Origin of the sequence: Pseudoalteromonas sp. McH1-7 (genome assembly GCF_013366255.1) — a bacterium.
Classification (GTDB): domain Bacteria; phylum Pseudomonadota; class Gammaproteobacteria; order Enterobacterales; family Alteromonadaceae; genus Pseudoalteromonas; species Pseudoalteromonas peptidolytica.
Genome location: NZ_JABWPQ010000019.1, coordinates 104,926 through 127,938 on the forward strand (window position 1 = coordinate 104,926; position 23,013 = coordinate 127,938).

Consider the following 23,013-nt stretch of genomic DNA (forward strand, 5'->3'; position numbering starts at 1 on the left):
AAGTTATTGTACAATAAAAACAAACACATGACAGCCTATTCATAAATAATCACAACGAGATGGGATGCAACGACCTAAATTAGCAGTATGATGTGTTAGCTTGGGATATAATTTAGTACGGCTTAATAATATTGTACAATAATAAAAAACTAACAATTAGAACAATAATTATGCGCGCAATCGATACATCGCTCATAAATACAACAAGTCCTTAAAAAACGGCTTTTTCTTCTTGATTTTTAGTGCCTATTAAGAATAGCATACTGACCTTAATACAGAGACGCGATAGTTTGCTCATCGCATATTAAATATCTTACAGACAGGTCTTATCCATGATACGTGACAAGGTTCTTGTAGCCTCCGTTTACGCAGGCACAAGTGCGCGCGCAACTCGCTACTATCTATCGTCCAACAAGCAATTTGACGTAGACTGGCATATTGGTAAAGAGGAAGCGCTACGCTGGTTTGCTAGAGCACGCCTGTCTGACAATAAAGTTTCTGATCTCAAACCATGTGGGCAACCAACTTATGAGACTCGTAGAAAAAAGCGGATTTCACGGCAAGAGTATTTAGCTTGGGCGTATCAAGCGACACATAAAACAGAAACAACAGCATGTTATCTAACCCCCAACTTGTTTTTTGATTGGCGAAATACACAAAATATAAAAGGGCTGACAGCTCATTGGTTAGAAATTGATACCGCAGGTCATACTCCACTCACAGCCAATCAATCATGGGAAATATATCAGCAAATTGCAGACTGTTTAGGTGCATCGAATTTACCAGCACCAACTAACTGGGTGTTAACAGGCTCAGGTGGCGTTCATCTGTACTGGCGTTATGATCAGCCTGAGCTGGTACAGAACAAAACCCATCGTTTCACACTCTTAAAACGCTGGAAAGATATAGCCGCAAAGTTAGGCAAAAAGCTTGAAACCTGGCGTATTAAATTAGGCTACAACGACTGGAAAGTCGACCATGGGGCATCAAACGACCCTTCTAGATTAATGCGTATGCCGGGTAGCCAACATAACAAAACCGCGCGAGAAGTGCTCTATCTCACAGGAGGACCTGTGACAAGCTTACAAATGCTAGGAAAAAAGCTAGGGTTTAAAGCGCCAATTACAACGGACGCTGCCACCGCACCGCCCTCTAAAGCAATGAAAGCGCATCATATAAGAACTCCCAAGGTTTGTACTAGTATTGCGCGAGATCCCGCGGCTGACAAACTGGCTAAACTGGCAAAAGATTGGGAGGTGTACTTACACCGACACGGGCAAGTGGTTAAAGGTAAACGCGATTTAACGCTATTCCACTTGTACAATATTTATCGTCGGATAATGCCTCCACAAACTGCATGGGACAAGATTATTCAGATCAATGATAAGTATATCGGCTTTACTGGGCAGCAATTAAGCGCGTACCTATCAAGCTCAATAAAAACAGTATACCGATACACACTTAAACGGCTCAACGACATACTGACCGACGAATTAGAACTCCCCTTAAGTGTGCAGCTAAAGAGTCGAGAAAAGTTGAGTCCAGCAGAGCAACAACGTCGCCAATCTATCAGCGCTAAAAAAGTCAGTAAAGCGAGAGCAAGTACTACGTTAAATACCTTGGTGGAATTAGTGCTGAGGTTATGTAAAGCCGGTTACACCTTAACGTCTCTTACCCCCAACGTCCTGCTTAACCACTGCCAGATTTCCAGAGCTACAATTTATAGACACTGGAATAAAGTCATTAAGACTGTACAGCAAAGACGTCCGATACAACTAAAAGAATTACTCAAGGCTCAACACTATTCGTCTCATTCGCTCGGGTTCTTTATAAACCCCCCTAAATCGCGAAGCGGTAATAATGTTTTGAAAGAGCCTGCACAGCAATCCTCCATTAACTTATTAAGTGTTCATTGTGATATTCCGATACCTGATATTTGAATGTGTTTAGTTAGTTGGCCTTTGTATCACTCTCAAGCTAATTTATTCTTAAATTAATAAAGGTACCTTAGGATCCATAAGTAAGGTCATAAGTGAAATGCCTAAACGATTGCACCCTAGGCATTACCGTGGCAAGATACCGCCCTACTCTCAGGTCTGCTATACGTTGCGTTTTTACACAGAAAGCCTGAAGTTTAAACTTATAAATATCGAATAAACTGAGTCTTGGAGTTTTTATGGGTGATGATAATAAACAAGGATCTTCAGCGCTGGAAAAACGACATCGACGTCGCTCTCTTCGTTTAAACCAAGAAGAGAATCAAACAAGTGCGTTGAATACTGATGAGGTGCAAAGTCGACCTCGCCGCCGTCACTTATCCAGTGAACGTAGTGATATAAATAATCAAGAGCACACTAATAGACAAATCTCCAGGCGCAGGACAAAAGGTTCAATAATGCACGACGAGGTAACAACACAGTTACCAACTGAACAAGCATTTATGCCACAATATCTAGGTAGTGACAATCATATCAATATAGGTAAGGATGAATGGCGCTTACTGAAACGAAAACTAAAGCGACCCGCTCTTGTATCTTTACTCAATGAACTGGTTGAGAAAAATAATATAGATGTGCCCTACCGCATGACTAGCAAAGAGCAAGCTTGGGATGACTTTCAGGCGCTAAAAGCTCTCGATGCAGGCAGTTTACTTCATGTTAATTATAACCACGCGCGTATGAGCTACCAGCATCCTATTTCACTATTAACCATTGATGTTGATAACACCGGTAGCAGAGCGACAGATCCGTACTTTCAAGCAATCCGCTTTACATGCAAAGGAAGTCGTGTAGGCTCCGCTACAGATAGTTGGAATGACCAAGAGTCAAGACGTGCCGTATTCAATCACATTTTGGATCAAGATACGCCCTTCATTGACAGACATGTTATACGCAAGGCGCTAGGCACAAGACGTTATATTGCCGCACAGTACAGGCCAGCAGTAGCGAAAGCAATTTTTCACTACTTTAAACCTAAATCAGTGATCGATATGAGCTTGGGATGGGGAGATAGATTACTGGGATTTGAAGCCAGCCCTTACCCTAAACGCTTTGTTGGTATTGATCCTGATAATAGAGTTATTCAGGCTGGTAATCTAATGCATAAACAATTGAAGCAACGCAGTAAAAAAGTTGAATTATATAATGCACAAGCAGAATCGTTTAAGTACGAAATACTTGAAGAAAAAGCTGATTTACTGTATTTCTGCCCTCCTCCATTTCACGATGAGAGATATACTGATGAAGAGAGTCAAGCATATAAAAGGTACAAAACTGAAAATGCGTTTATTGATCACTTCTTAGTTAAAGCTGTTGTTAATGCTTGGCACATGCTCGAGGAAGGCGGTGTACTGGTCTTAGATATGGGTGATTTAAGAGGTTCCAAGCGTAGTGAGCCTATTCGTTTTGTTGATAGTGCGATAGATGCGATAGTTCATAAATGTCAATTTGCTCGATATATCGGAACCATTGGAGCAAGGATCAATGACCGAACAGTAGACGACCAGTTAGGTGCAAGAATTGACCCTATTTGGATCATCAGCAAAGGAACACCATCAATTACAGAGCAAGCGCTTTTTGGCCGATTCACATCAAAGTAGTCTATTTAATTCAGCGCGCCTGTCGCGCTGACACGGCTTATAACTCCCTCTCTTACTAATCTAAACTTTATCACATCTTACGCATCACATAATGTGACTCATCGCTTTGTAATAGTCATGTTGACTTTTACGAGCGAAATGCTCATTTTCCTCATATTACAACCCTAACTCTCTTCATCAAGCATATTCAGTCAGGCTCTTGGTATTATCAGGTTTTAATAGAGCGGCTCTCATCAATATGTAGCTTTGCCAGTTTTGCATTGCAATCTTATTGGCTGAAGCCACTACGGATTTGTTAAATGGCAATCGCTTACGTAAATTTTTTACCCACTTACTCTACCCTGTTAACTTAGGGGTTATCTTCCGCTGTATACTGTTTAGCGACTAAGCAGAGCTATGCAGATAAATAACAGCCGTTATAAAAGTTTTATCAATAACACGGTCAAAAGTGACGGCTAAGATTGTGCCTATTCCAACCATGGTTTTTTTAATCTTTGGCATACGCCCTTTGTATTGCTAAATGCACTTAGTTCTTAACCCAGTACTTAAACTTGTTTATTTAGCTCGGTCACTTAGTCATACAAACTCGTTAAGTGTAGGCATAGTAAAACAGCCAGATTATTATCTACATTTTCTAAGATATTAGTTCTTGTCGTTGCATTATCTATGTAGGTACTTTGGGGGGTAGAGGTGTTATCGGCCAAAAAGTTTTCTCGCGTTAAAATAAATAACTTGATTAAACGAGGTAGCATTACTTTGTTTTAACTGTTTCTAAAAATAAAGTGTACCATTGGTACAGCATTGTTTTTTAAAAAATGATATATCAAGAGGGAATTTATAAATTGGTTTTTAGTACCTTGATTCTGTGTCGCGATGTCAAAAAGCATAGCAATATTCTGACCCCATAAACAAAACCCGACGCATAAAACGTCGGGTGTCACTCACTATCTTACAAACTTATTTCAAGTTTTTAGGTATAAAACTCCGCGAAGACTATAAGGGATATGGATCTCAATGTCGAACTTTTTATCGTGTATTTTGATAAGTTATCCATGCTTATCTATTTATTTTCCCACTACTTATAGCAAGCCTGAATAGTGTGTACCAATGGTACGCTACTTATTTCTCTGTAAACATCTACACATGGGATGAAGCCGTTAAGTAGCCAATATTATTTCAATAGGTTTGACACTGACACTAAAATTGAGTGTACCAATGGTACGTTGCTGATTTCTTTGTATACTTCTACACACAGGGTGACGTCGTTCAAACGATAACTCTATTTAAATGGATTTGGCACTGACTCCAAAAATAAGTGTACCAATGGTACACCAATTTTTTATAGTTAATTGGTAAATCTATGTAGTTAGCCTTCTATGGTTGTTAGCCGCGTGCTCGAAAGAAACGAACTAAAGAAATGGAAATGTACCATTGGTACGTTTTCTTAATAAAGAGTTCAGCCTAAGTCTAGGTACGTTGATAGTACGTATGAGTAATATTTAGTTCCATACTCGACCGAGCCATAAAGTAGAACTTCAACGATACACAGTTCATATAGACGAACAATAAATTGACCTCATAGAACCACTTTTGCTTATCCACTGAGCCGGTATTAGCAACCGCCAAGCACATAGAAATTCCATAGAATGATGAGAGTAGGGTACATAGCAAAGATCTAAGCATTACGCCAAAGTAGGGTGGCTCTCTCAAAATACAAGCACTAATGATATAAGCACGTCTATTAAGCTTGTCTAAACCAGCTTCAATCAGGTTAACATAAACTAGATAAAAACCAACTAACACAGTTAAAATAGTGAGTACTATAACAAGCTCAACGTAAAGTCATTTCGAATTGATAGCCAGAGGAAGAGAAGGGTGCAAGTACATTGACGATAACTGAGCACGGCAATGGCATTGTTGACAAGATTTCTCACCTCAAAATAGCTCTCTTAATCAAACGAGTTTTATAACTTACCATTAAACTAGTAGCTCAGACTCAAAAAGTATTATCTCCTAAGCGTCACCAAACACATTGTTGGCAGTTGATACTTTAAGGGTAATCTTTATGATACTAAATTTTTTAAGTATGGGGTGAATGAGTAAATACTAATAATTGAGTCATAGTACCAAGTTCATTCATACCTTATGCTATTTCAACATTAAATAAACTATTGAGTGGCGAGTATGAGGATGTGGTGTAACGGATTTAAATTTCCATAATAGCCATCGATATTTGCTTTGACCCATTCATCCTTTGATATGTCGGGCCAATTAGCGGGCATATCTAGAAAGAATAATAGTTCCTCGAAAAAGAAACGCTGAGCTCTACCATTCCCTTCTCTAAATGGATGAATAATGTTTAATTCACAGTATACGTCCGCGAGTTGAGCCAAAATTTCTGCTTTAGCTGCATGTATATTCAATGCTTGAACTTGTTGGAACTGCTTTTTTATTTCAACGTCGATACGAGAACAAGTACAAAACCGGGTATCTCCCTTGGAAATATCAACTGTTCTGATTTCACCAGCCCAAGCGTACACGTCTTGAAATAAATACCAATGGAGGTGTTTTAGGTGATTTAAATTAAACTCGTCAAGAGAGTTTAGGGTAGATGAATATTCACTATATCTAAAAGCGGTAAATTCTAACTCGGCCTCTGATAACTCATCTGCATTCGTAATATTAAGCTTATTAATTAGTACATCAGATCCAGGATAGCAGTAGCTATCCTGTGCAACACCATATTTATCTCGCATACTTTGCTTTTAGATCAGCGATAGACTTGCTTAAGTCTTCCTTTTTAAAACTCAGTCCTTCGTATTTAGAACTAATTTCAAAGTTGCTCATTTTAGGTATGAACGTTCGCACATTTTCTGTTTTTTTTACCGATGTAACAGCCATAAATTCCCCCTTCTAAAGCCGTATAAGTATAACGTAGCGACATAGTTATGCCAAGGTTTGCACCTATGCCCTTAAAGCGAGGTGATAGGTCACTTGGCACATGTTAAGACTAGCTGCATAACTTCATTTCTTGGCTTGCTATCATCTCAGCTAAAATAAATATGACGACACAATCGAAAGACTTTTTGCCATACACTCTTTCAGTGCGAAAGAAAGTTATCTGAATTAAACAAAAGAGCAGGGAAATAGTTAGTTTGTTTAGACTCTTTGCGATATCTGGAAAGAGTGAGATCCGTAGGTGAATAAAAATGGGTAGCAAAAGAGGTAATTTAACCACTACGACAAGCAACACCTTTTTAAAAGATAGCCCGTCGCTGAACTCAGTAAGCTCAGGTATTTAAAAACCCAAGCACATACTATTTACTTATAATCAATTAAGTTTATTGGTTCATTTTATAACGCGATGGTACATCAACATCTAATGATAAATCAGCAAGTACCCAAGAAATAAAGTCATTATCATCTTGGCTCACTTTATCACAGTCTTTAGCGTTTTTTCGAAGAAGTGTAGTTCCTTTGTGTAGATCAGCATTCGAATCTACTAAATTCATATTCTTACACTGCTCGCCCATAATCTCCCTCCTGTAAGTAATCTTCAATCAATGCAGTGTGCACCACTACTCTTAAGTCTCATTTCGTCATGGTAGAATGTAAAGTCGAACCACACTTTAAGACAAACTAACATGCACCGCATTTTAATTTTTACTATTTAGTGAGTCAAGAAAGGGTAGGTGAGTCCTTGATCAGAACGCAAAAGATGAGCTCATACAGAAATTGGTTATTGTACAATAACTATAATTCTTTATGCTCAATCACGGTTTCAGATTGAACTTTTCCAGTCGCTTGTACCATTTTGTTAAGTTTATTATTTTGTAACTGAGCAGCATTAAACTCCTCATGAGGATAAAAAGTGATCTCGTAATCAACAATTTCCCCGTCTTTACGAATAGCTGTTTTAGTGAATTTTTGCAGCACCTTAGAATCAACTAGCTTATTGCATGCAGAGTTAACATCCCGACCACAGTTATTTAGTTGAGCACGAGATATTACTTCACTGGCTGGTAGTTTTCCGTAATCATTCAATAGCTTTCGCACGCGTAAGGAGTATGTTTTTCCCGCAGCAGCATAGGTAAATCGCATCATCAGTCTCATGTGAATATAACGAGATAGTCCTTTTTGCATCTCTACTTGTGCAAATTGATAAGGACGATAACGCATCGCTTCAATTGCAGCATTGAGCAGTGGATGAAATGTTACATAGCATTTATCGTCCCTGTGGCCAGTGGCTTTGCCGGAGATATATTTTTGCGGAAAAACTGCAGAGCTAAACTCCTGAACATCTTGTCCATTACCTGACAAGCTTCTGATCTGCAAAGCACTTTTACTCATCACTTCAATGGCTTCTTTAATATCATCAGGATGAGCGCTCTTGCCTATTTTTTCGAGCTCTTTTTGTATTCTATGTACAGAGAAGTAACACCCATAAACCGGTCTATTATCATCTCTTTGGTATCGACCATTTGCTTGAAGTAAACCACCATCGGATGCTATACGCATGATCGCTGCTTCAACTTTTTCTTCCCTATCTCCAGGCCATATAAAAACTTCTTCTGTATCACCATCTTTACCTTTGCGCTCAATGGTTGCTGGTGACATTTGGATTTCGTAATCAATATTGTCATGGGTAGTTTCAAATTTTACGACAGCGGTGTCGACTTCTGAAAATCTTGCCCAATTCTTTTTTTTACGCAAAAAACGAGGGATACACGCTAAAAACTCAACTGCATTTGCATAGTCAATTTCAGTTCGTTGGTTAACCATACCGAAGAGGGCAGTTTTTTCAGACTCAGCTTTGATAAAATCATCTCGAGTGATCTCTTTACTTGACATTATCATGATCCTCATTTGATTAGTTTAGAACAGCGCATAGGGATATTGGACTGAGTTTGCCGCAAAAAAGTCATATTCGCAAGCGACGGGCATAACCTCTGATCTATCTGATTAATACAACATAAGTGGTTGATAATTAATGTATTATCTAGATATTAATTTTAACAAAAATTAGGATCTTTATAAAAATAATCAAAGGGATCAGTGGTTCAGGTTAAAAATAATCACTATGATCAGAGGTCCGTGAGATTTTGCATGACGTTGCGTTTCTCCTGTTCAATGATATCAAAGTGAATTTTTCATTAATAATCATACAGTTAAAATTTTAGTGGTGAACTTTTCGTTGTTCTTGAGCTATAGAATTTAGACTTTACCGCTGATTTTTATGATTGCTATGATTTCATTGATTACTCACCATTATCAGCTGACCTATGATTCCAATGATTATTTGATACTACAGCGATTTTTAAAGGTTTTCGTACCACTGATTTTATTGATTTTTATGATCATTAGAATCAACTCAACCACTGATTCTAATGATTGTACTCATTTTATTGATCACTCAAATCGTGTAACACCTATGATTTTTATGATTACACTGATTTGATTGATCGTTTAAATCCCCCATTTTGAGCAGTAAATGGATTTTACTGATCAGTAAAATCAACTTAGACCCTTGATTTGACTGATTAGTCTTTGTTAGCACTAATCATAACCTCTGATTTTGATGATTAAGGTGATTTACTTATCTACCACTTATTTTATTGATTTAAACTTTTAAGTTTATGTTTTAATTGATGATTTTCACATTTGAAAATAACTACTTTAGACTTTCCCTGTTCTTATTGATTAATTTTAGTTCGTCAGTACGTTTTTAGTAAGCAGTGAAGGGCGTTTTATTGACCGCAACTGTTAAACTTATTTTTTGTAAAAACAGCAAGTTTGGAACTTTGAATTTCTAGTGGTTAATATAGATTAAAGATCTTTATATTTACTTAGATCTATAGGTTAGATCTGGTTAGTTAAGGTTAGGTTGTTAGTAAGTTATTATATTATAAAAGGTTTTAAGGAATTTCGAATCATTAAGATCAGGGGTTTCGATCCTTTCAGATCAGTGGTTACCAATCATTAGAATCAGTGGCTGTGTTTTTTATCTGATTTTATTTCCACAAATTTTCCACAGAATTAGGTTCTTTATTCACAGATTTTTTTATAAATTTCATATTGATCAGTGGTCAATATCCACAGCAAGCTTAATTTTTCAGCTGTTTTACCACTGATTTTTTTGATAAATCAGTGGTGGGTAATCACATGGATCAGTGGTAAATGATCGCTTATCCACAAGCCTATATTGCTTACTTTTCTTCTTCGTTAACACTTCAAAATGATGGCTATGGCTGTTGATCTAGTATGCTTTGTAATTGACAATGCATATCATTAGGTACGTCGATATTGTTATAGTGTTTTACCTCCCACTCACCAAGCTGATCGATTTCGATGTTATGTCGATATGCTTGTAGCCTTGCACTCACAAGATCTTTGCCTTGTTGTCGATACACTGAGCAACCATAATCGTCTAGTGAAACGAAATGACGCTTGTTTGGCTGATTCATGATTGTGTCAATTTCGTGCATTATTAATAGGGTATGCTGCATGAATCCAAGCAATTGCTCGGCGCAGTAAGAAAAGACAGTTTCGGGATCTGGCTGAGAGATTGCACTGATCTGGCTGACAAACGCATCAAGTGCATTGAAATAGACTCGTTGCCACAGCAAATATTGTGCGCTGGTTTTTACTTCCCATTCACTCAGTAGCGTATTTTTGAGTTGCTCTGTGGCAATCTTTATCTGCTGCCTTACTGTGCCATCACATTGATCAACTTGGCTAAGTTCAGATTCTAAGTCGAGCAACCAACTAAACCATTTGTCATATAAAGACATTAATAACTCTTGGCTTTCAATATGAAAAGGAGGTTCGTAGCTGACCATTTCATTCAGTGAGAAAGTTTGGTTTGATTTAAATGTTTCAATCCACTTGGATGAATTCATTCTAAATGCAAGCTTTTTATGATGTGTACTTGGTGCTACATGCATTGTATTTTCCCTTGATAGAATGCAGCCCACTGATGTGGGCTGAGGTTAATTTAACGGTTTGTTGTAACGAGCGGCTGATGCGGCGACTAGGAGCGCTGAAATGTTTCTCAACTCAGTTTGAATTGTCGCTAATTGGTGGCTACTGTTTTGGGTTTTGTCCACGATGTTATCAAGCCAGTCTCGTACTTCTTTTTGCGTTTCGTTATGTTGATTAACGGTGGCGGAGGAGAGCTGCTCTAAAGCGTCTGGGTGCGACTTGATAAATGATCTAACATCCTCATGAAATCTGAGTTGATCCGCATCAAGATCTTTCATTAATTCAACAATATGCTCAAGTCGCTTAGCGGTTTCTCTATGCGCTTTAGTCAGTTCGTTGAACGTACTGGTCTGCTCAACCCAAGCGGGGAGTGCTTGTTCAATTTGTTTAAATAACGGAGACATTTTGTAGCGATATAGAAAGAACAAACCGATGATAAGCGCTGATGATAAAAACACATCCGCCATCACTCGAATTGAACCATCTTGCTCTACAACAAGTGCCCAGTTAAAAAGAGCTTTGATTATACTCTCCATGATACTTCCTTCTTGAGTAGGCGTGCTAGCGCTCGCTAGCACAGTATTTAAGCTAACTCTTGTCTATCGAATACCAAAGTAAGAGATAGATCAGCCATGGTTGCATCCACATATGCAGGTGTGAGTAAGCTCACTCTATCACCGGGAACTAACTTGGTTCTGGTCAAGCTTGACATACTGGTCGTGCCGTTAGGATCGACCGTAAATGTGCCCTTTTCAACATCATTTATGAGTACTTTGATAGGGTAGGGGGCGGCCGGCGGAGTATCTGCAAAACCAATAAATCCGCCCCAGTTATTTCTAATATAGAGTTCACGAGGTACCACAAACGTCAATAGTTTGGTTGATAGATCAGGGGCGCCCTGCACGAAAAAGGTCACATCATACGTTTCCGAATTGAGCTCTTGTAGCTTACCCGCCTCATCTAACGGAAGAAACTTACTTTTCGCTATTTCCTCTACAACAAAAACGATTTCTCGGAAATCTTCTCCTGCTTGTGCACTGGCGCGAAAATACCTAAATTTTGCAATGCCTTGTGGTGCTATCAGTTCGACAGATCCCTCATCGGATGCTGGCTCTGATTCTGGCACCGTAACACTCCCCTCGAAGATGTCATGCCAAGTGTGATCGTCATTACTACCTTGGACTACATAGTTTACCGAGGTATTGGCCGTAGATTTGAAGCGCACACTTTTAAGGTAGGCTAAACCTGTGGCATCATAGCTGCCGTTAGGGGCATTGACTGAAGATATCGCACCAGCCTCAATATGATACATCTCTTCTTTTCGAACAGAGCCATTGAAGAGCACTGTCAAATTACGATAAATGGTTTCGAGTTGACGCAGATCGCCTTTATCACCCAGCAACAACAAGGCTTCTTGGTTTTCTGCCTGTGCGGCATAAGATGGATCTGAGGTATCCAGTTCTACGACGGCACCCTGTCGGGTAACAACATAACGCTTATTGGCTTTTAAATACTGGCGTCCACCGCCTTTTCTGACCACAAATAGGTCATCAATATTACTCATCTAGGTATTCTCCTTAAGCTATGAATTCAACCGCATTAAGCAGTTACAACCTCAATTTCATCATCGACCGATAAATCGATATTTAGCGTAATACTCTGCGTCCCGTTGATGGTGTACTCACTTTTACGCAAGAGTTTCCGATTCAAGTAGACGGTAAGGAATTTGGGTTTGAGCGTGAGTGGCTCACCATTAACCTTAAAAATGTATTCCTTAATAGATGCAGACATCACGTACTCAACATCTGAGTGCTGCATATTCATTTCCGAAGCAATGGTGACAATTGGTTGAAACCCCTCGGCCGTTTTCCGTTCAACAACAGTGGCATCACCCGCAGTGTTAAACCAAATGTCGTTAATGCCAGCATCTGTATTTGGTGGTGGCTCATCACCGCCGAAAACCAACGTTTTATGCATGGTTTCACCAGTAGCAGTTTTACCTGAACGTAAGTTTGCTACTTCCACATGGGTAAAGTCATCTGATGGGTGTGGCCCCACACCTGATAAGTCGGGTAAATCAGCAATGTCAGCCATTTTCACACTTTGCAGCGCACTATTGATTTTATCGATCAGTTCATCAGTCAAATCATGGGTTGAAAGGCCTTTTCCCGGTACATTATCAACTTTGCTTTGTACTGACTGAGTTTGTGCTACCGCTTGAGCGAAGTCAGAAATTGTCTGTGCCGTCTGTGTACCTGTATGATTTGCTCTATCTCGATCCGCTTCGTGGTAGTGTAGGTGAGTACTTTCACCTGTCGTGAGTTGCTGGTGTTGTTGCTCGGTGAGCAAGCGTAGGTCATCTGTGCGAACAATGGCACGCATATCGCCATCGACACCAAGTGTCCACGCATTGAGAGTTTCATCCCATAAAATGGCTGCATTGGCCGAGTTACCACGCGTAATTTTTAGGCCTGCGTCCAAGGTTGGTTCATCAGTGGTGCCAGCTAATAGTGTAATAAATTGCTCACCAGAGGTAACATTGGTCGAGCTAGTTTCGGTGCGTGTACCTGCTACGTCTAGGTTTTCTGACACAACCAAGTTTTTAACAGTTAACTTGCCTTCTGAGTTTAAGTTAAAGAACTTACTGATCACAGTGAGCAGCTGTTCAGCGCCACAATTAATATTAACGTTGTCATCACCATTGCCAATACTTGCATGCTCCGAGAAGCTCACTGGTGCATTGAAAGTGGTAGTGGCGTTGATTTCAGCGCTGTTTGCAGCGCCACTACCCAAAACGGTATTAGCACTGACATTGAGGTTTTCCAGCGCGCCGTGTACAATATCAATACGTGCGCCAGTAAAGGCCTGGCCATTGATTTCCAGAGGCGCACCGGTTTCATCTATTAACTTTAATTGACCAGTTGCTTCGTCGTAGCGTAATAGATACTGCGTCTTATTAGAGCCTGTCAGTATGATTTGTGCTGGGGCAACACCTGCGCTGGTTGTCCGCGCTTGAATATCTACTTGGTTAGCAAGTAACTTTCCTTGTTGTGTGTCTGGATCTTCACTTTGAGAGCGTGTGTCGACTGAATTTGCTGATATAGTCGCGGCGTGTACTTGGGCAAATGGGTGATCAGCTCGACCTAAAGTTTCTTGATCGGTATTAGGTAATAAGTCTTTGATGACCTTGGTGTGATCGAAATCGGCGGTAAACATGCCATTAAATGAATCGATGTGCTGCGCGTGATCGGTTAGCGTTGTCCCTACATCGGTTCCGTCAACCATCAACCCATTGCTATCCGCTGTTACTTTGCCCTGTGCAACAGAAATAATTTGGTTAACGGTTAGCATTTCGATAATGCCATCTTCAGTTGCCAGTCTAGGGATGGCCAAGTCGCTATGGATAAATACCACTACTTTACCTGACACCGCATGACTGAAATTTAATTTAAACTTGTTTTTATCTATAGGGGTTGGATTGGCATGTAATATATTGCCGTTGTCGTCATACACCATAAACACATACTCATCGGTGTTATAGTTATGCGACACTGTCCATTCGAAAGCGGGAGTTGATTGAAAATGGACATGGGAACTTTTTTTATTGGTTAATGGAAACCAAGTTTGCGTTACGCCGATCTTGGAATATATGTATAAGATCCCTTCAACGAGTGCAAATTGCCCAGGAAAAGGGTTCAGTGGAAAAGAATCAATTTGATCAAAACTAAGCGCTGAACGACCGAACATTCTCATATTCGTCATCACGCGCAATTCAGAAGTAGACATATCGTCTCCTATTTTTTAATTGGGTACTCTGGTTTGGCTGTATCGTAAGATGGACACGATTGCTCTGCGCCTGTTCGGAGGGGGTTTTCTGTTTCCCTATCTATGTCAATGCCACTAAAGCGGCACTTACCATCAAAATTTGTGGCAACTTGCTGCAACAAGCTCAATAACTCGTATTGCTCTTGAACAAAAACCACCATGTCTTCAGCAGACATCTCATCTGTACTGTCGATGAATTGTTTGCTTTTGGTGTGCTCAAGCTTGTGTGCTAGGTGTGTTGGTACATTGACGGGCACCTTGCCATTATTTGATTTGAGTAAGAAGCGTTCAATCTGTCTTTGTAGCTGATTTATCCAGCCTGCACTTTGTACCGTTTTGACATCTTTCACCGCCATTATTTGCGCCTCAACACCGTTTTATTGATTTGGATAGCATTCAGTAAAAGCACGCTCTGTTGTTGCTTTTGCTGTAACTTGCGGTAATCCAAATGTCCTTCGTCAAGGATCAAGCGTTCAATACGCTCATAAAATCGGCGTAAGAACGTAATGGCTTGCGTTAGCTCTTTGATTGGCACGCCTTGCTCACTGAGCATGGCAGCCTTTAGCTCCGATAGTGCATCGTGCAATACATACAAAGCATCTTCGCGCGTTTTTAGAGCAACAACATTGACACGGTAAAAACTAAACAAGGTTGACATATTTGCCTCCTTCTTCATATGTTGTACAACATAAATGAGCCGACAACTACGTCGGCCCATTTATGTGTGTTAATACAAGGTAGGCCGAAAAACTTAAGCTGTTGGGTCTGCAAGTTTACGAACTGCTTGGACAGAGACTTTTACTCTTGCCGCTTCAGTTAGGTAAATCATCACAACATTGTCTGATTCTTGCTTGACCATGGTAATGTCGTTATAGAAGCGGGCATCTTCGCCTTCACCGCGCTCCACCCATACCATCACGTCGACATATTCAGAGTTTAGATTGTGTTCGATTTTGTGCTGCATCAGTTTGTTCTGTGACAGCTCGAAGTAAACATTATCATTAACTTGGTTTACGACATTGGTGATATTAGAGCGTACGCCACCCAGTTCAGATGCCATTTCTACATCTAACTTGGTGATAGCGCCAAATAGCGACGTTGTATCCTTGATATAAGTGTAGCTATCAACACTTTGCATGCTACCGTCTGCTGATAGTCCTGCCCCTTGTTTGATAGCGTTGTCAGCGTTCTCACGGGCAATCTTTTCAGCGACTAACTCGCTAGAGACTGCCTTTAATGCGCTATCTAAGAGTAAGCTTGCATTGTGTACACTCGTCGCGGTGTTTAAGTAGTTGCTGTCGGTTGCTTGCTTATAGCTTCCATCCAGCTCTAGACCCGTGCCTACTTGTGTTTTATCAAGCTCTAACTGTAGCGCTTGTCTTGCATTGTTATGTGCTTCTGATTCGCTGGATAGACGTTCATCAACGGCTTTAATTGCATCATCTAACGCTTTATCAGCTGTTTTTAAGCTAGTGACCGCTGTTAAGTAATTCGTTTCTGAATCAGCAATATAGCGACCGTCTGCCTCAAGGCCTGCAGCAATTTGGGTGGCGTTGAGTTCATTGGCAATGGCATTCACACTGTCTTGGAATGTGGCTGAAACCTTCAGGCCTGCATTACTTTTTTCTAGTGTATCGCCATCTATCTTAATCTGTAGCTTAGCCGCTGACGCATCTGACTCGGTGCTGCCATCTTCAGTTGTAAATAAGCCATCGCCAAAGTCGATACCAATCTCATCAGTTGGAGATTCCTTAACACCAGCCCCAAAATTCAAAAATAGGGTATTGCCATCTTTTTGAATACCTGCACCTGCTGTTAGCTGGCCTGCGCCCGAGAATTGTACGAAAGTCAGCTCGGTGGTTTCTAGACTAATTGGGTTGGGAGTGCCAAGTACAAAACCAGCATTGGCATAGGTTGCACCTTCTTCAATGAAGGTGTGCATGCCATTAGTTACTTCGCCATCTGGCGTACCATCTGCGTCTATCGCGCGCTCAAATTCAGCTTTTGCTTCGGTCGTTTGGTCAGAAACCTCAGAGATAGTGACGACATAAATACCGTTATAAATCGCGCTTGGTGAGTCGGTACCATTTTGGCTTGCTGAGTTTTTGATAAGTACGCGGTCGCCACTGACGAGTGTTACACCATCAATTTGATAACTGTTATCGCCATTATCTTGAATATCACCACCGAGGTTGGCAATGGGGGCGGTTGTTGCGACCCGTACGGACTCTCGGACATCTAAGCCGGCACGCATACCATCGATGTATTTTAAATTAACTAGGTGATTGGGTTGCGTAGGTACGTGCGCGCTACTGATTGGGTTGGTACCCATATCGAGTGCGCCAGTCATTACACCGCCCGCAATATTTAGTTTTAAGTCATCGGCTTGCTCAGCGGCAACTTTATTGCTTTGTACCGTGTCTGTTAGCGACTTTATTGCATCATCTAACAACTCGTCAGCAGCGGCGAGAGAAGGCACTTTAGATGCGTTAGTAAAATCTTCTGATTTTAGATAATTTGCCCCAGTTGAAGGCGTATAATCGCCAGACTCACTTAACCCTGCTGCTGCTTGGGTTTTGTCTAACTCAGCTTGAATAGCCTCTGAGCTGACTTTACTGGCTGCTTTGTTGATGTCGATTTGATCAACCATCGCATCTAGGGCTGCCTTCAACGTGGTCGGTGCAATACTAAATTCACCTAAACCACCTGCTTTACCTTCGTAGCCAATTTTATTGGTACCAAGGCCTGCATTTTGCGCACCTAAATCAGCTAATGCTTGTTTGTCTGCATCAACAGCATCAATGATGGCGCCGATGATATTGTCTAGCGTGCTTGCTTGCGCTGAAAACTTCGCATTGATGCCTTGCTTGCCTTCGTAACCGACTTTAGAAGCACCTGAATTGCCTGCTTCTTGAGATGCAAGCGCTGCTAAAAAGTCAGTAAACTCTTGGGTTGTTTGAAAAGCTATCGTTGTCAGCGCACCGCCTTCGTCAGTGATCGATGCCTTAAATTGCTTTTCAGCAGAGTTATACCACACGCGGCCTTCAGAAGCGCCTTGCGGATCTGAAGCCAAGGATTCAATAACAAGGTTTTCAAATGTTGCGCTATTTGCTAGCGTGATACCGTGAAAAATAGGGTAGTTAGCCATACTTTGACTGTCCTCTTACGTCGAATTATGAATAAAACACAACGTCAATGAAGCCGGTTAGGGCTTCGGTGAGACTCACCACAAAACTCATGTCGTCAATGATTTCGTGATGTGCGAACATGCGCACACCTTGACTGTTAAAAATTTCAATCGAGAAATCTTTGGTATTTCTCTCATGTTGTACAATCCACTGCGTTGATTGCTGAGAAAATTCAAATCTCAGTCTTTTTGGCAGTGATACTCGAGTCAGTATTTGTGCCATGCGGTCTTCGACCAGCTGTGGCACGGTTTCAGTTAATTTTAACGTGACCAGGTTTGGTATAAAGGTCGACTTTAATGTTTCAACCTCTGTATCTACAACGGTACGAACGGTGCTGTCTACCAAGTCAGGAACTGCTTCTTGGAGCGCAGCTTGTACTTCATTCAATGCGTATTCAGGTACTATGCGCTCGATAAAGGGTGACACCGTTGTGTCGACATACTCTTGTACAATACCTTGCGCAAGCGCGGTTACATTGTCTTGAAAGTATGCGGCAATACTGCCTTCATCTTTTAGACCCTCATTGATCTTGAACTCAACTAAACTCGGTAGTTCTGAGGTTATCGCGCCAAACGCCTTATCAACCTCACCGCTCACAAATAGTGGAAGTTGATTAGATATCTCTAATTGTACAACAGTAGAGAGAATATCGGGTAGTTGTTTGTCTACTTCCTGCGCTATTTTTGGAACGACGGATCCGTTGATGTGTGTATCGATCTGTGCCGCAGTCTTTGATGCGATAATGGGCCACAATGTATCTTCATTTAGCTGAGCATCAATCATATCCGGAACAGTGATCGCGTCGACAGTCGCGGCTATTTCTTGGATCTGTTCTTGAGTCCAATGGTTACCCAAGTTAATACTATCGATGGCTTGGCTCAGCTCCGTGCGATACGTCTCAGTGATTGACTGGGCTAGGTTTGATAGCGCGTCTGCAACGGTCTGTTCGCCAAAAGTGCCGAGCTTTTCGTTAAGCTTGTCCTCTACAATGCCTGGAACTATAACATTGTCGACGGCTGCTGCAATCTCCTCTATTTGAGCTTGGTTCCATATTCCTTGACCAATATTCTCAATTGCTTGGGCTATTTCAGCCCGATAGGCCTCAGTTACGGTTGCTTGTAACGCGCTGAGATCATCGACAAGTGCTGCTTGGGCAAGTGGCGCAAGTTTTTCCTCAAGTTGTGTGTCGACAATGCCTGGCACGACTATGTGGTCTATTGCCGCTGCAATGTCTTCAATCTGTGCTTGAGTCCACTGATTGCCTTGGCCCATATTTTCGATGGCTTGCGCGATTTCAGCTCTGTAAGCGTCGGTGATGGAAGTTTGCAGGGCGTTCAGATTGTTTTCAACAGCAGCCTGAGCCAGTGGAGCAACTCTCGCGGGCAGCTGTGCATCAAGCATGTCTGGCACGGTGACACTGTCGACTGCTGCGGCAATTTCTTCAATTTGAGCCTGGCTCCATGCACCCTGAGCAATCTGCTCAATAGCTTCGTTTATCTCGGTGCGGTACGCCTGCGTGATAGACTGACTAATAGCAGATAATGTATCGGCAACCGTTTGTTCTCCCAGATCACCTAACCTTTCGGCAAGTATAGTCGCCACAATGTCTGGGACGGTGATGTTGTCAACAGCAGCGGCGATTTCCTCGATTTGAGCCTGGTTCCAGATCCCCTGTCCCATGCTCTCAATTGCCTGAGCGATATCAGCTTTGTAGGCTTCGGTGACGGCTGCCTGCAAGGCATTGAGGTCGTCGACAAGCGCTGCTTGAGCTAGAGGCGCTACTTTTAAAGCGAGCTGTGTGTCGACAATATCCGGTACCGTGACGGTGTCGACGTTGGCGGCAATGGACTCAATCTGTGCTTGAGTCCATTGGTTGCCTTGAGCAATGCTATCAATCGCTTGTGTGATTTCTGCTTGGTAAGCCGCGGTGACAGATGCCACTAATGCGCTCAAATCATCAGCAAGGGCGGCTTTGGCTAAGGGTGCAACTTTTGCGCTTAACTGTGTGTCAATGATCTGGGGAACGTTAATAGAATCGACATTGGCGGCAATGTTTTCTATCTGTGTCTGCGTCCAACTGTTGCCTAAGTCAATGCTCTCAATTGCCTGATTTATCTCAGTTCGGTAGCTGGTTGTGAGCGACTGAGCCATTGTCGAGAGTGCATCTGCAACGGTTTGTTCACCCAACGTACCGAGCTTGGCATTGAGGTGATTATCCACAATCTCTGGTACGGTGATAGTATCGACATTAGCGGCGATGTCTTCAATCTGCCCTTGCGTCCAATTGTTAATTTGATCAATGCCTTCAATGGCTTGATTTATCTCCGCGCGGTAGGTTTGGGTGATGGACTGCGCCATAGCAAAAAGCGCATCAGCAACAGTTTGATCCCCAAGTTCGCCAAGTTTTGCATTTAATTGATTATCAACAATGCTTGGCACGGTGATAGCATCAACTGCGGCGGCAATGCTTTCGATTTGTTCTTGGTTCCAGCTATTGCCTTGACTGATACTGTCAAGCGCCTGTGTAATGGCCGTATTGTATGCTTCGGTCACCGCGCTCTCCAGCGCGAGTAAATCATCGGCAAGGGCGACTTTGGCCAGAGGAGCGACCTTCAAACTCAGCTGAGCATCTACAATATCTGGTACCGTGACCGTGTCGACGTTGGCGGCAATGTCCTCAATCTGTGCCTGCGTCCACTGATTGCCTTGTTCTATGCTATCAATCGCTTGTGTGATTTCTGCTTGGTAAGCCGCAGTGACGGACGCCACCAATGCGTTCAAGTCATCAGCCAGCGCAGCTTTGGCCAAGGGGGCAACTTTTGCGCTTAACTGAGTGTCAATGAGCTGGGGAACGGTGATAGAATCGACGTTGGCGGCAATGTCCTCAATCTGTGCCTGCGTCCACTGGTTGCCTTGTTCTATGCTATCAATCGCTTGTATGATTTCTGCTTGGTAAGCCGCAGTGACGGACGCCACCAATGCGTTCAAGTCATCAGCCAGCGCAGCTTTGGCCAAGGGGGCAACTTTTGCGCTTAACTGAGTGTCAATGAGCTGGGGAACGTTAACTGAGTCGACATTAGCGGCAATGTTTTCTATTTGAGCCTGTGTCCAGCTGTTGCCTAGGTCAATACTCTCAATTGCCTGACTTATCTCAGTTCGATAGCTGGTCGTGATCGATTGAGCCATTGCGAAGAGTGCATCTGCAACGGTTTGTTCTCCCAACGTACCAAGCTTGGCATTGAGGTGATTATCGACGATATCTGGTACGGTGATAGTATCGACATTAGCGGCAATGCTTTCTATCTGTGCTTGTGTCCAATTACTACCTTGGTTGATATTGTCAATTGCCTGGACAATTGCCGCGGTATACGCTTCGGTTACTGAGTTCTCCAGTTGATATAGATCGTCAGCAATGGCCGCTTTGGCCAAGGGAGCGACTTTTAGGTTCAGCTGAGTATCAACGATATCTGGTACGATAATATTGTCGACCGCTGCGGCAATCTCTTCGATCTGTCCTTGCGTCCAGCTACTACTTTGCCCTATGTCTTCAATGGCTTGGTTTATCTCGGCGCGATAGCTAGTCGTGATAGACTGGGTCATGGCCGAAAGTGCGTCTGCAACGGTATTGTCGCCAAGAGCGCCTAATTTTACGCTGAGTTGATTATCAACAATGTCAGAGGTGATAGCAGTACTTACTGCCGCAGCAATATTTTCTATTTGCGATTGAGTCCAACTATCGCTAGGCTCTATCCCCTGAAGAGCTTGTGTGATTTCGGCTCTATAGGCTTCGGTGACAGAAGCTTGCAATGCGTTAAGGCTGTCTTCAATTGCTGTGATAGCAAGGGGTGCCACTTTCAAATTAAGCTGTGCATCAACAATATCTGGGACAGTAACCATGTCAATGTTAGCGGCAATCTCTTCTATCTGTGCCTGTGTCCAATTGTTACTTTGGCTGATATTATCAACCGCTTGCGTAATTGCCGCGGTGTACGCTTCGGTTACAGCGGTCTCCAGTTGATATAGATCGCTCGCAAGAGCCGCTTTAGCTAAAGGTGCGACTTTTAAACTCAGCTGAGTGTCAACAATGTCAGGTACGATAATGTTGTCGACGGCTGCAGCAATTTCTTCGATCTGTCCTTGTGTCCAGCTATTGCTTTGCCCAATACTCTCAATGGCTTGGCTTATCTCGTTGCGGTAGTTAGTCGTGATAGACTGCGCCATGGCCGACAGCGCGTCAGCAACGGTATTGTCGCCGAGGGAGCCCAATTTGGTGCTCAATTGATTTGCAACAATATCCGGCACCGTGACGTTATCAACCGCCGCTGCGATTTCTTGAATTTGCGCTTCGCTCCAACCGCCACTTTGGTCAATGCCGGCGATGGCTTGGGCGATTTCTGTCTGGTAGGCGTCAGTGACACTGGCTTGCAAAGCATTGAGGTCATCGGCAAGGGCGGCTTTGGCCATTGGTGCAACTTTTAAGTTCAATTGCGTGTCGACGATTTCTGGCACCGTGACGTTATCAACCGCTGCTGCTATTTCTTGAATTTGCGCTTCGCTCCAACCGCCACTTTGGTCAATGCCCGCGATGGCTTGGGCGATTTCTGTCTGGTAGGCGTCAGTGACACTGGCTTGCAAAGCATTGAGGTCATCGGCAAGGGCGGCTTTGGCCATTGGTGCAACTTTTAAGTTCAATTGCGTGTCGACGATTTCTGGCACCGTGACGTTATCAACCGCTGCTGCTATTTCTTGAATTTGCGCTTCGCTCCAACCGCCACTTTGGTCAATGCCGGCGATGGCTTGGGCAATTTCTGTCTGGTAGGCGTCAGTGACACTGGCTTGCAAAGCATTGAGGTCATCGGCAAGGGCTGCTTTGGCCATTGGCGCGACTTTTAAAGTCAGTTGTGTGTCAACGATTTCTGGCACCGTGACGTTATCAACCGCCGCTGCTATTTCTTGAATTTGCGCTTCGCTCCAACCGCCACTTAGGTCAATGCCGGCAATGGCTTGGGCAATTTCTGTCTGATAGGCGTCAGTGACACTGGCTTGCAAAGCATTGAGGTCATCGGCAAGGGCAGCTTTGGCCATTGGCGCGACTTTTAAAGTCAGTTGTGTGTCGACGATTTCTGGCACCGTGACGTTATCAACCGCTGCTGCTATTTCTTGAATTTGTGCTTCGCTCCACCTGCCACTTTGGTCAATGCCGGCGATGGCTTGGGCAATTTCTGTCTGGTAGGCGTCAGTGACACTGGCTTGCAAAGCATTGAGGTCATCGGCAAGGGCAGCTTTGGCCATTGGCGCGACTTTTAAAGTCAGTTGTGTGTCGACGATTTCTGGCACCGTGACGTTATCAACCGCTGCTGCTATTTCTTGAATTTGTGCTTCGCTCCACCTGCCACTTTGGTCAATGCCGGCGATGGCTTG

Annotated in this window: 13 protein-coding genes; 2 read left to right on the forward strand and 11 right to left on the reverse strand. The window is 42.6% G+C overall.

Annotated elements, in window-relative coordinates:
- Nucleotides 1-332: 332 nt before the first annotated feature.
- Both HUZ36_RS14400 and HUZ36_RS14405 read left to right on the forward strand, forming a co-directional pair.
- Nucleotides 333-1,940: a hypothetical protein gene (locus tag HUZ36_RS14400; protein WP_176033211.1), complete on the forward strand. Its 1,608-nt coding sequence runs from the start codon at nucleotides 333-335 to the stop codon at nucleotides 1,938-1,940.
- Between the two features lie 236 nt (nucleotides 1,941-2,176).
- Nucleotides 2,177-3,598 (forward strand): hypothetical protein, encoded by a 1,422-nt coding sequence (locus tag HUZ36_RS14405; protein ID WP_176033212.1) that lies wholly within the window; start codon nucleotides 2,177-2,179, stop codon nucleotides 3,596-3,598.
- 2,168 nt (nucleotides 3,599-5,766) lie between these two features.
- Here HUZ36_RS14405 and HUZ36_RS14410 read toward each other — a convergent pair.
- From HUZ36_RS14410 to HUZ36_RS14460, 11 genes are all read right to left on the reverse strand, one after another.
- Entirely contained in the window at nucleotides 5,767-6,354 is a 588-nt protein-coding gene (locus tag HUZ36_RS14410) for a Fic/DOC family protein (RefSeq protein WP_125251962.1), read from the reverse strand.
- 585 nt (nucleotides 6,355-6,939) lie between these two features.
- Nucleotides 6,940-7,131, reverse strand: a complete 192-nt coding sequence (locus HUZ36_RS14415) for a hypothetical protein (RefSeq protein WP_176033213.1) — start codon at nucleotides 7,129-7,131, stop codon at nucleotides 6,940-6,942.
- Nucleotides 7,132-7,351: 220 nt separating this feature from the next.
- The gene (locus HUZ36_RS14420) at nucleotides 7,352-8,449 is read right to left on the reverse strand and encodes a hypothetical protein (protein ID WP_128731794.1); all 1,098 of its coding nucleotides are present in this window, start codon (nucleotides 8,447-8,449) and stop codon (nucleotides 7,352-7,354) included.
- 1,391 nt (nucleotides 8,450-9,840) lie between these two features.
- Complete coding sequence (locus HUZ36_RS14425) at nucleotides 9,841-10,542, reverse strand: hypothetical protein (protein ID WP_128731795.1); 702 nt, start codon at nucleotides 10,540-10,542, stop codon at nucleotides 9,841-9,843.
- Between the two features lie 45 nt (nucleotides 10,543-10,587).
- On the reverse strand, nucleotides 10,588-11,115 hold the full coding sequence (locus HUZ36_RS14430) for a hypothetical protein (protein WP_125251965.1): 528 nt from the start codon (nucleotides 11,113-11,115) through the stop codon (nucleotides 10,588-10,590).
- Nucleotides 11,116-11,162: 47 nt separating this feature from the next.
- The gene (locus HUZ36_RS14435) at nucleotides 11,163-12,143 is read right to left on the reverse strand and encodes a hypothetical protein (protein ID WP_176033214.1); all 981 of its coding nucleotides are present in this window, start codon (nucleotides 12,141-12,143) and stop codon (nucleotides 11,163-11,165) included.
- Nucleotides 12,144-12,178: 35 nt separating this feature from the next.
- A complete protein-coding gene (locus tag HUZ36_RS14440) occupies nucleotides 12,179-14,365 on the reverse strand; it encodes a hypothetical protein (RefSeq protein WP_176033215.1) in 2,187 nt (728 codons plus the stop codon).
- 8 nt (nucleotides 14,366-14,373) lie between these two features.
- Entirely contained in the window at nucleotides 14,374-14,760 is a 387-nt protein-coding gene (locus HUZ36_RS14445; protein WP_176033216.1) for a hypothetical protein, read from the reverse strand.
- Nucleotides 14,760-15,062 carry a hypothetical protein gene (locus HUZ36_RS14450; RefSeq protein WP_125251969.1) on the reverse strand — a complete coding sequence of 101 codons (303 nt, stop codon included), beginning with the start codon at nucleotides 15,060-15,062 and terminating at the stop codon, nucleotides 14,760-14,762. The genes HUZ36_RS14445 and HUZ36_RS14450 overlap by 1 nt, the downstream gene beginning before the upstream one ends.
- A gap of 93 nt (nucleotides 15,063-15,155) precedes the next feature.
- Nucleotides 15,156-17,552 carry a hypothetical protein gene (locus tag HUZ36_RS14455; RefSeq protein WP_176033217.1) on the reverse strand — a complete coding sequence of 799 codons (2,397 nt, stop codon included), beginning with the start codon at nucleotides 17,550-17,552 and terminating at the stop codon, nucleotides 15,156-15,158.
- Nucleotides 17,553-17,577: 25 nt separating this feature from the next.
- On the reverse strand, nucleotides 17,578-23,013 hold a 5,436-nt coding region (locus tag HUZ36_RS14460), incomplete at its 5' end, for a hypothetical protein (RefSeq protein ID WP_176033218.1).

Excerpts from the sequence above, each read along its gene's own strand:
- HUZ36_RS14420 (WP_128731794.1), bottom strand. The coding sequence starts at position 8,449 with ATGTCAAGTAAAGAGATCACTCGAGATGATTTTATCAAAGCTGAGTCT.
- HUZ36_RS14455 (WP_176033217.1), bottom strand. The coding sequence starts at position 17,552 with ATGGCTAACTACCCTATTTTTCACGGTATCACGCTAGCAAATAGCGCA.
- HUZ36_RS14450 (WP_125251969.1), bottom strand. The coding sequence starts at position 15,062 with ATGTCAACCTTGTTTAGTTTTTACCGTGTCAATGTTGTTGCTCTAAAA.
- HUZ36_RS14415 (WP_176033213.1), bottom strand. The coding sequence starts at position 7,131 with ATGGGCGAGCAGTGTAAGAATATGAATTTAGTAGATTCGAATGCTGAT.
- HUZ36_RS14400 (WP_176033211.1), top strand. The coding sequence starts at position 333 with ATGATACGTGACAAGGTTCTTGTAGCCTCCGTTTACGCAGGCACAAGT.
- HUZ36_RS14440 (WP_176033215.1), bottom strand. The coding sequence starts at position 14,365 with ATGTCTACTTCTGAATTGCGCGTGATGACGAATATGAGAATGTTCGGT.
- HUZ36_RS14430 (WP_125251965.1), bottom strand. The coding sequence starts at position 11,115 with ATGGAGAGTATAATCAAAGCTCTTTTTAACTGGGCACTTGTTGTAGAG.
- HUZ36_RS14435 (WP_176033214.1), bottom strand. The coding sequence starts at position 12,143 with ATGAGTAATATTGATGACCTATTTGTGGTCAGAAAAGGCGGTGGACGC.
- HUZ36_RS14410 (WP_125251962.1), bottom strand. The coding sequence starts at position 6,354 with ATGCGAGATAAATATGGTGTTGCACAGGATAGCTACTGCTATCCTGGA.
- HUZ36_RS14425 (WP_128731795.1), bottom strand. The coding sequence starts at position 10,542 with ATGCATGTAGCACCAAGTACACATCATAAAAAGCTTGCATTTAGAATG.
- HUZ36_RS14405 (WP_176033212.1), top strand. The coding sequence starts at position 2,177 with ATGGGTGATGATAATAAACAAGGATCTTCAGCGCTGGAAAAACGACAT.
- HUZ36_RS14445 (WP_176033216.1), bottom strand. The coding sequence starts at position 14,760 with ATGGCGGTGAAAGATGTCAAAACGGTACAAAGTGCAGGCTGGATAAAT.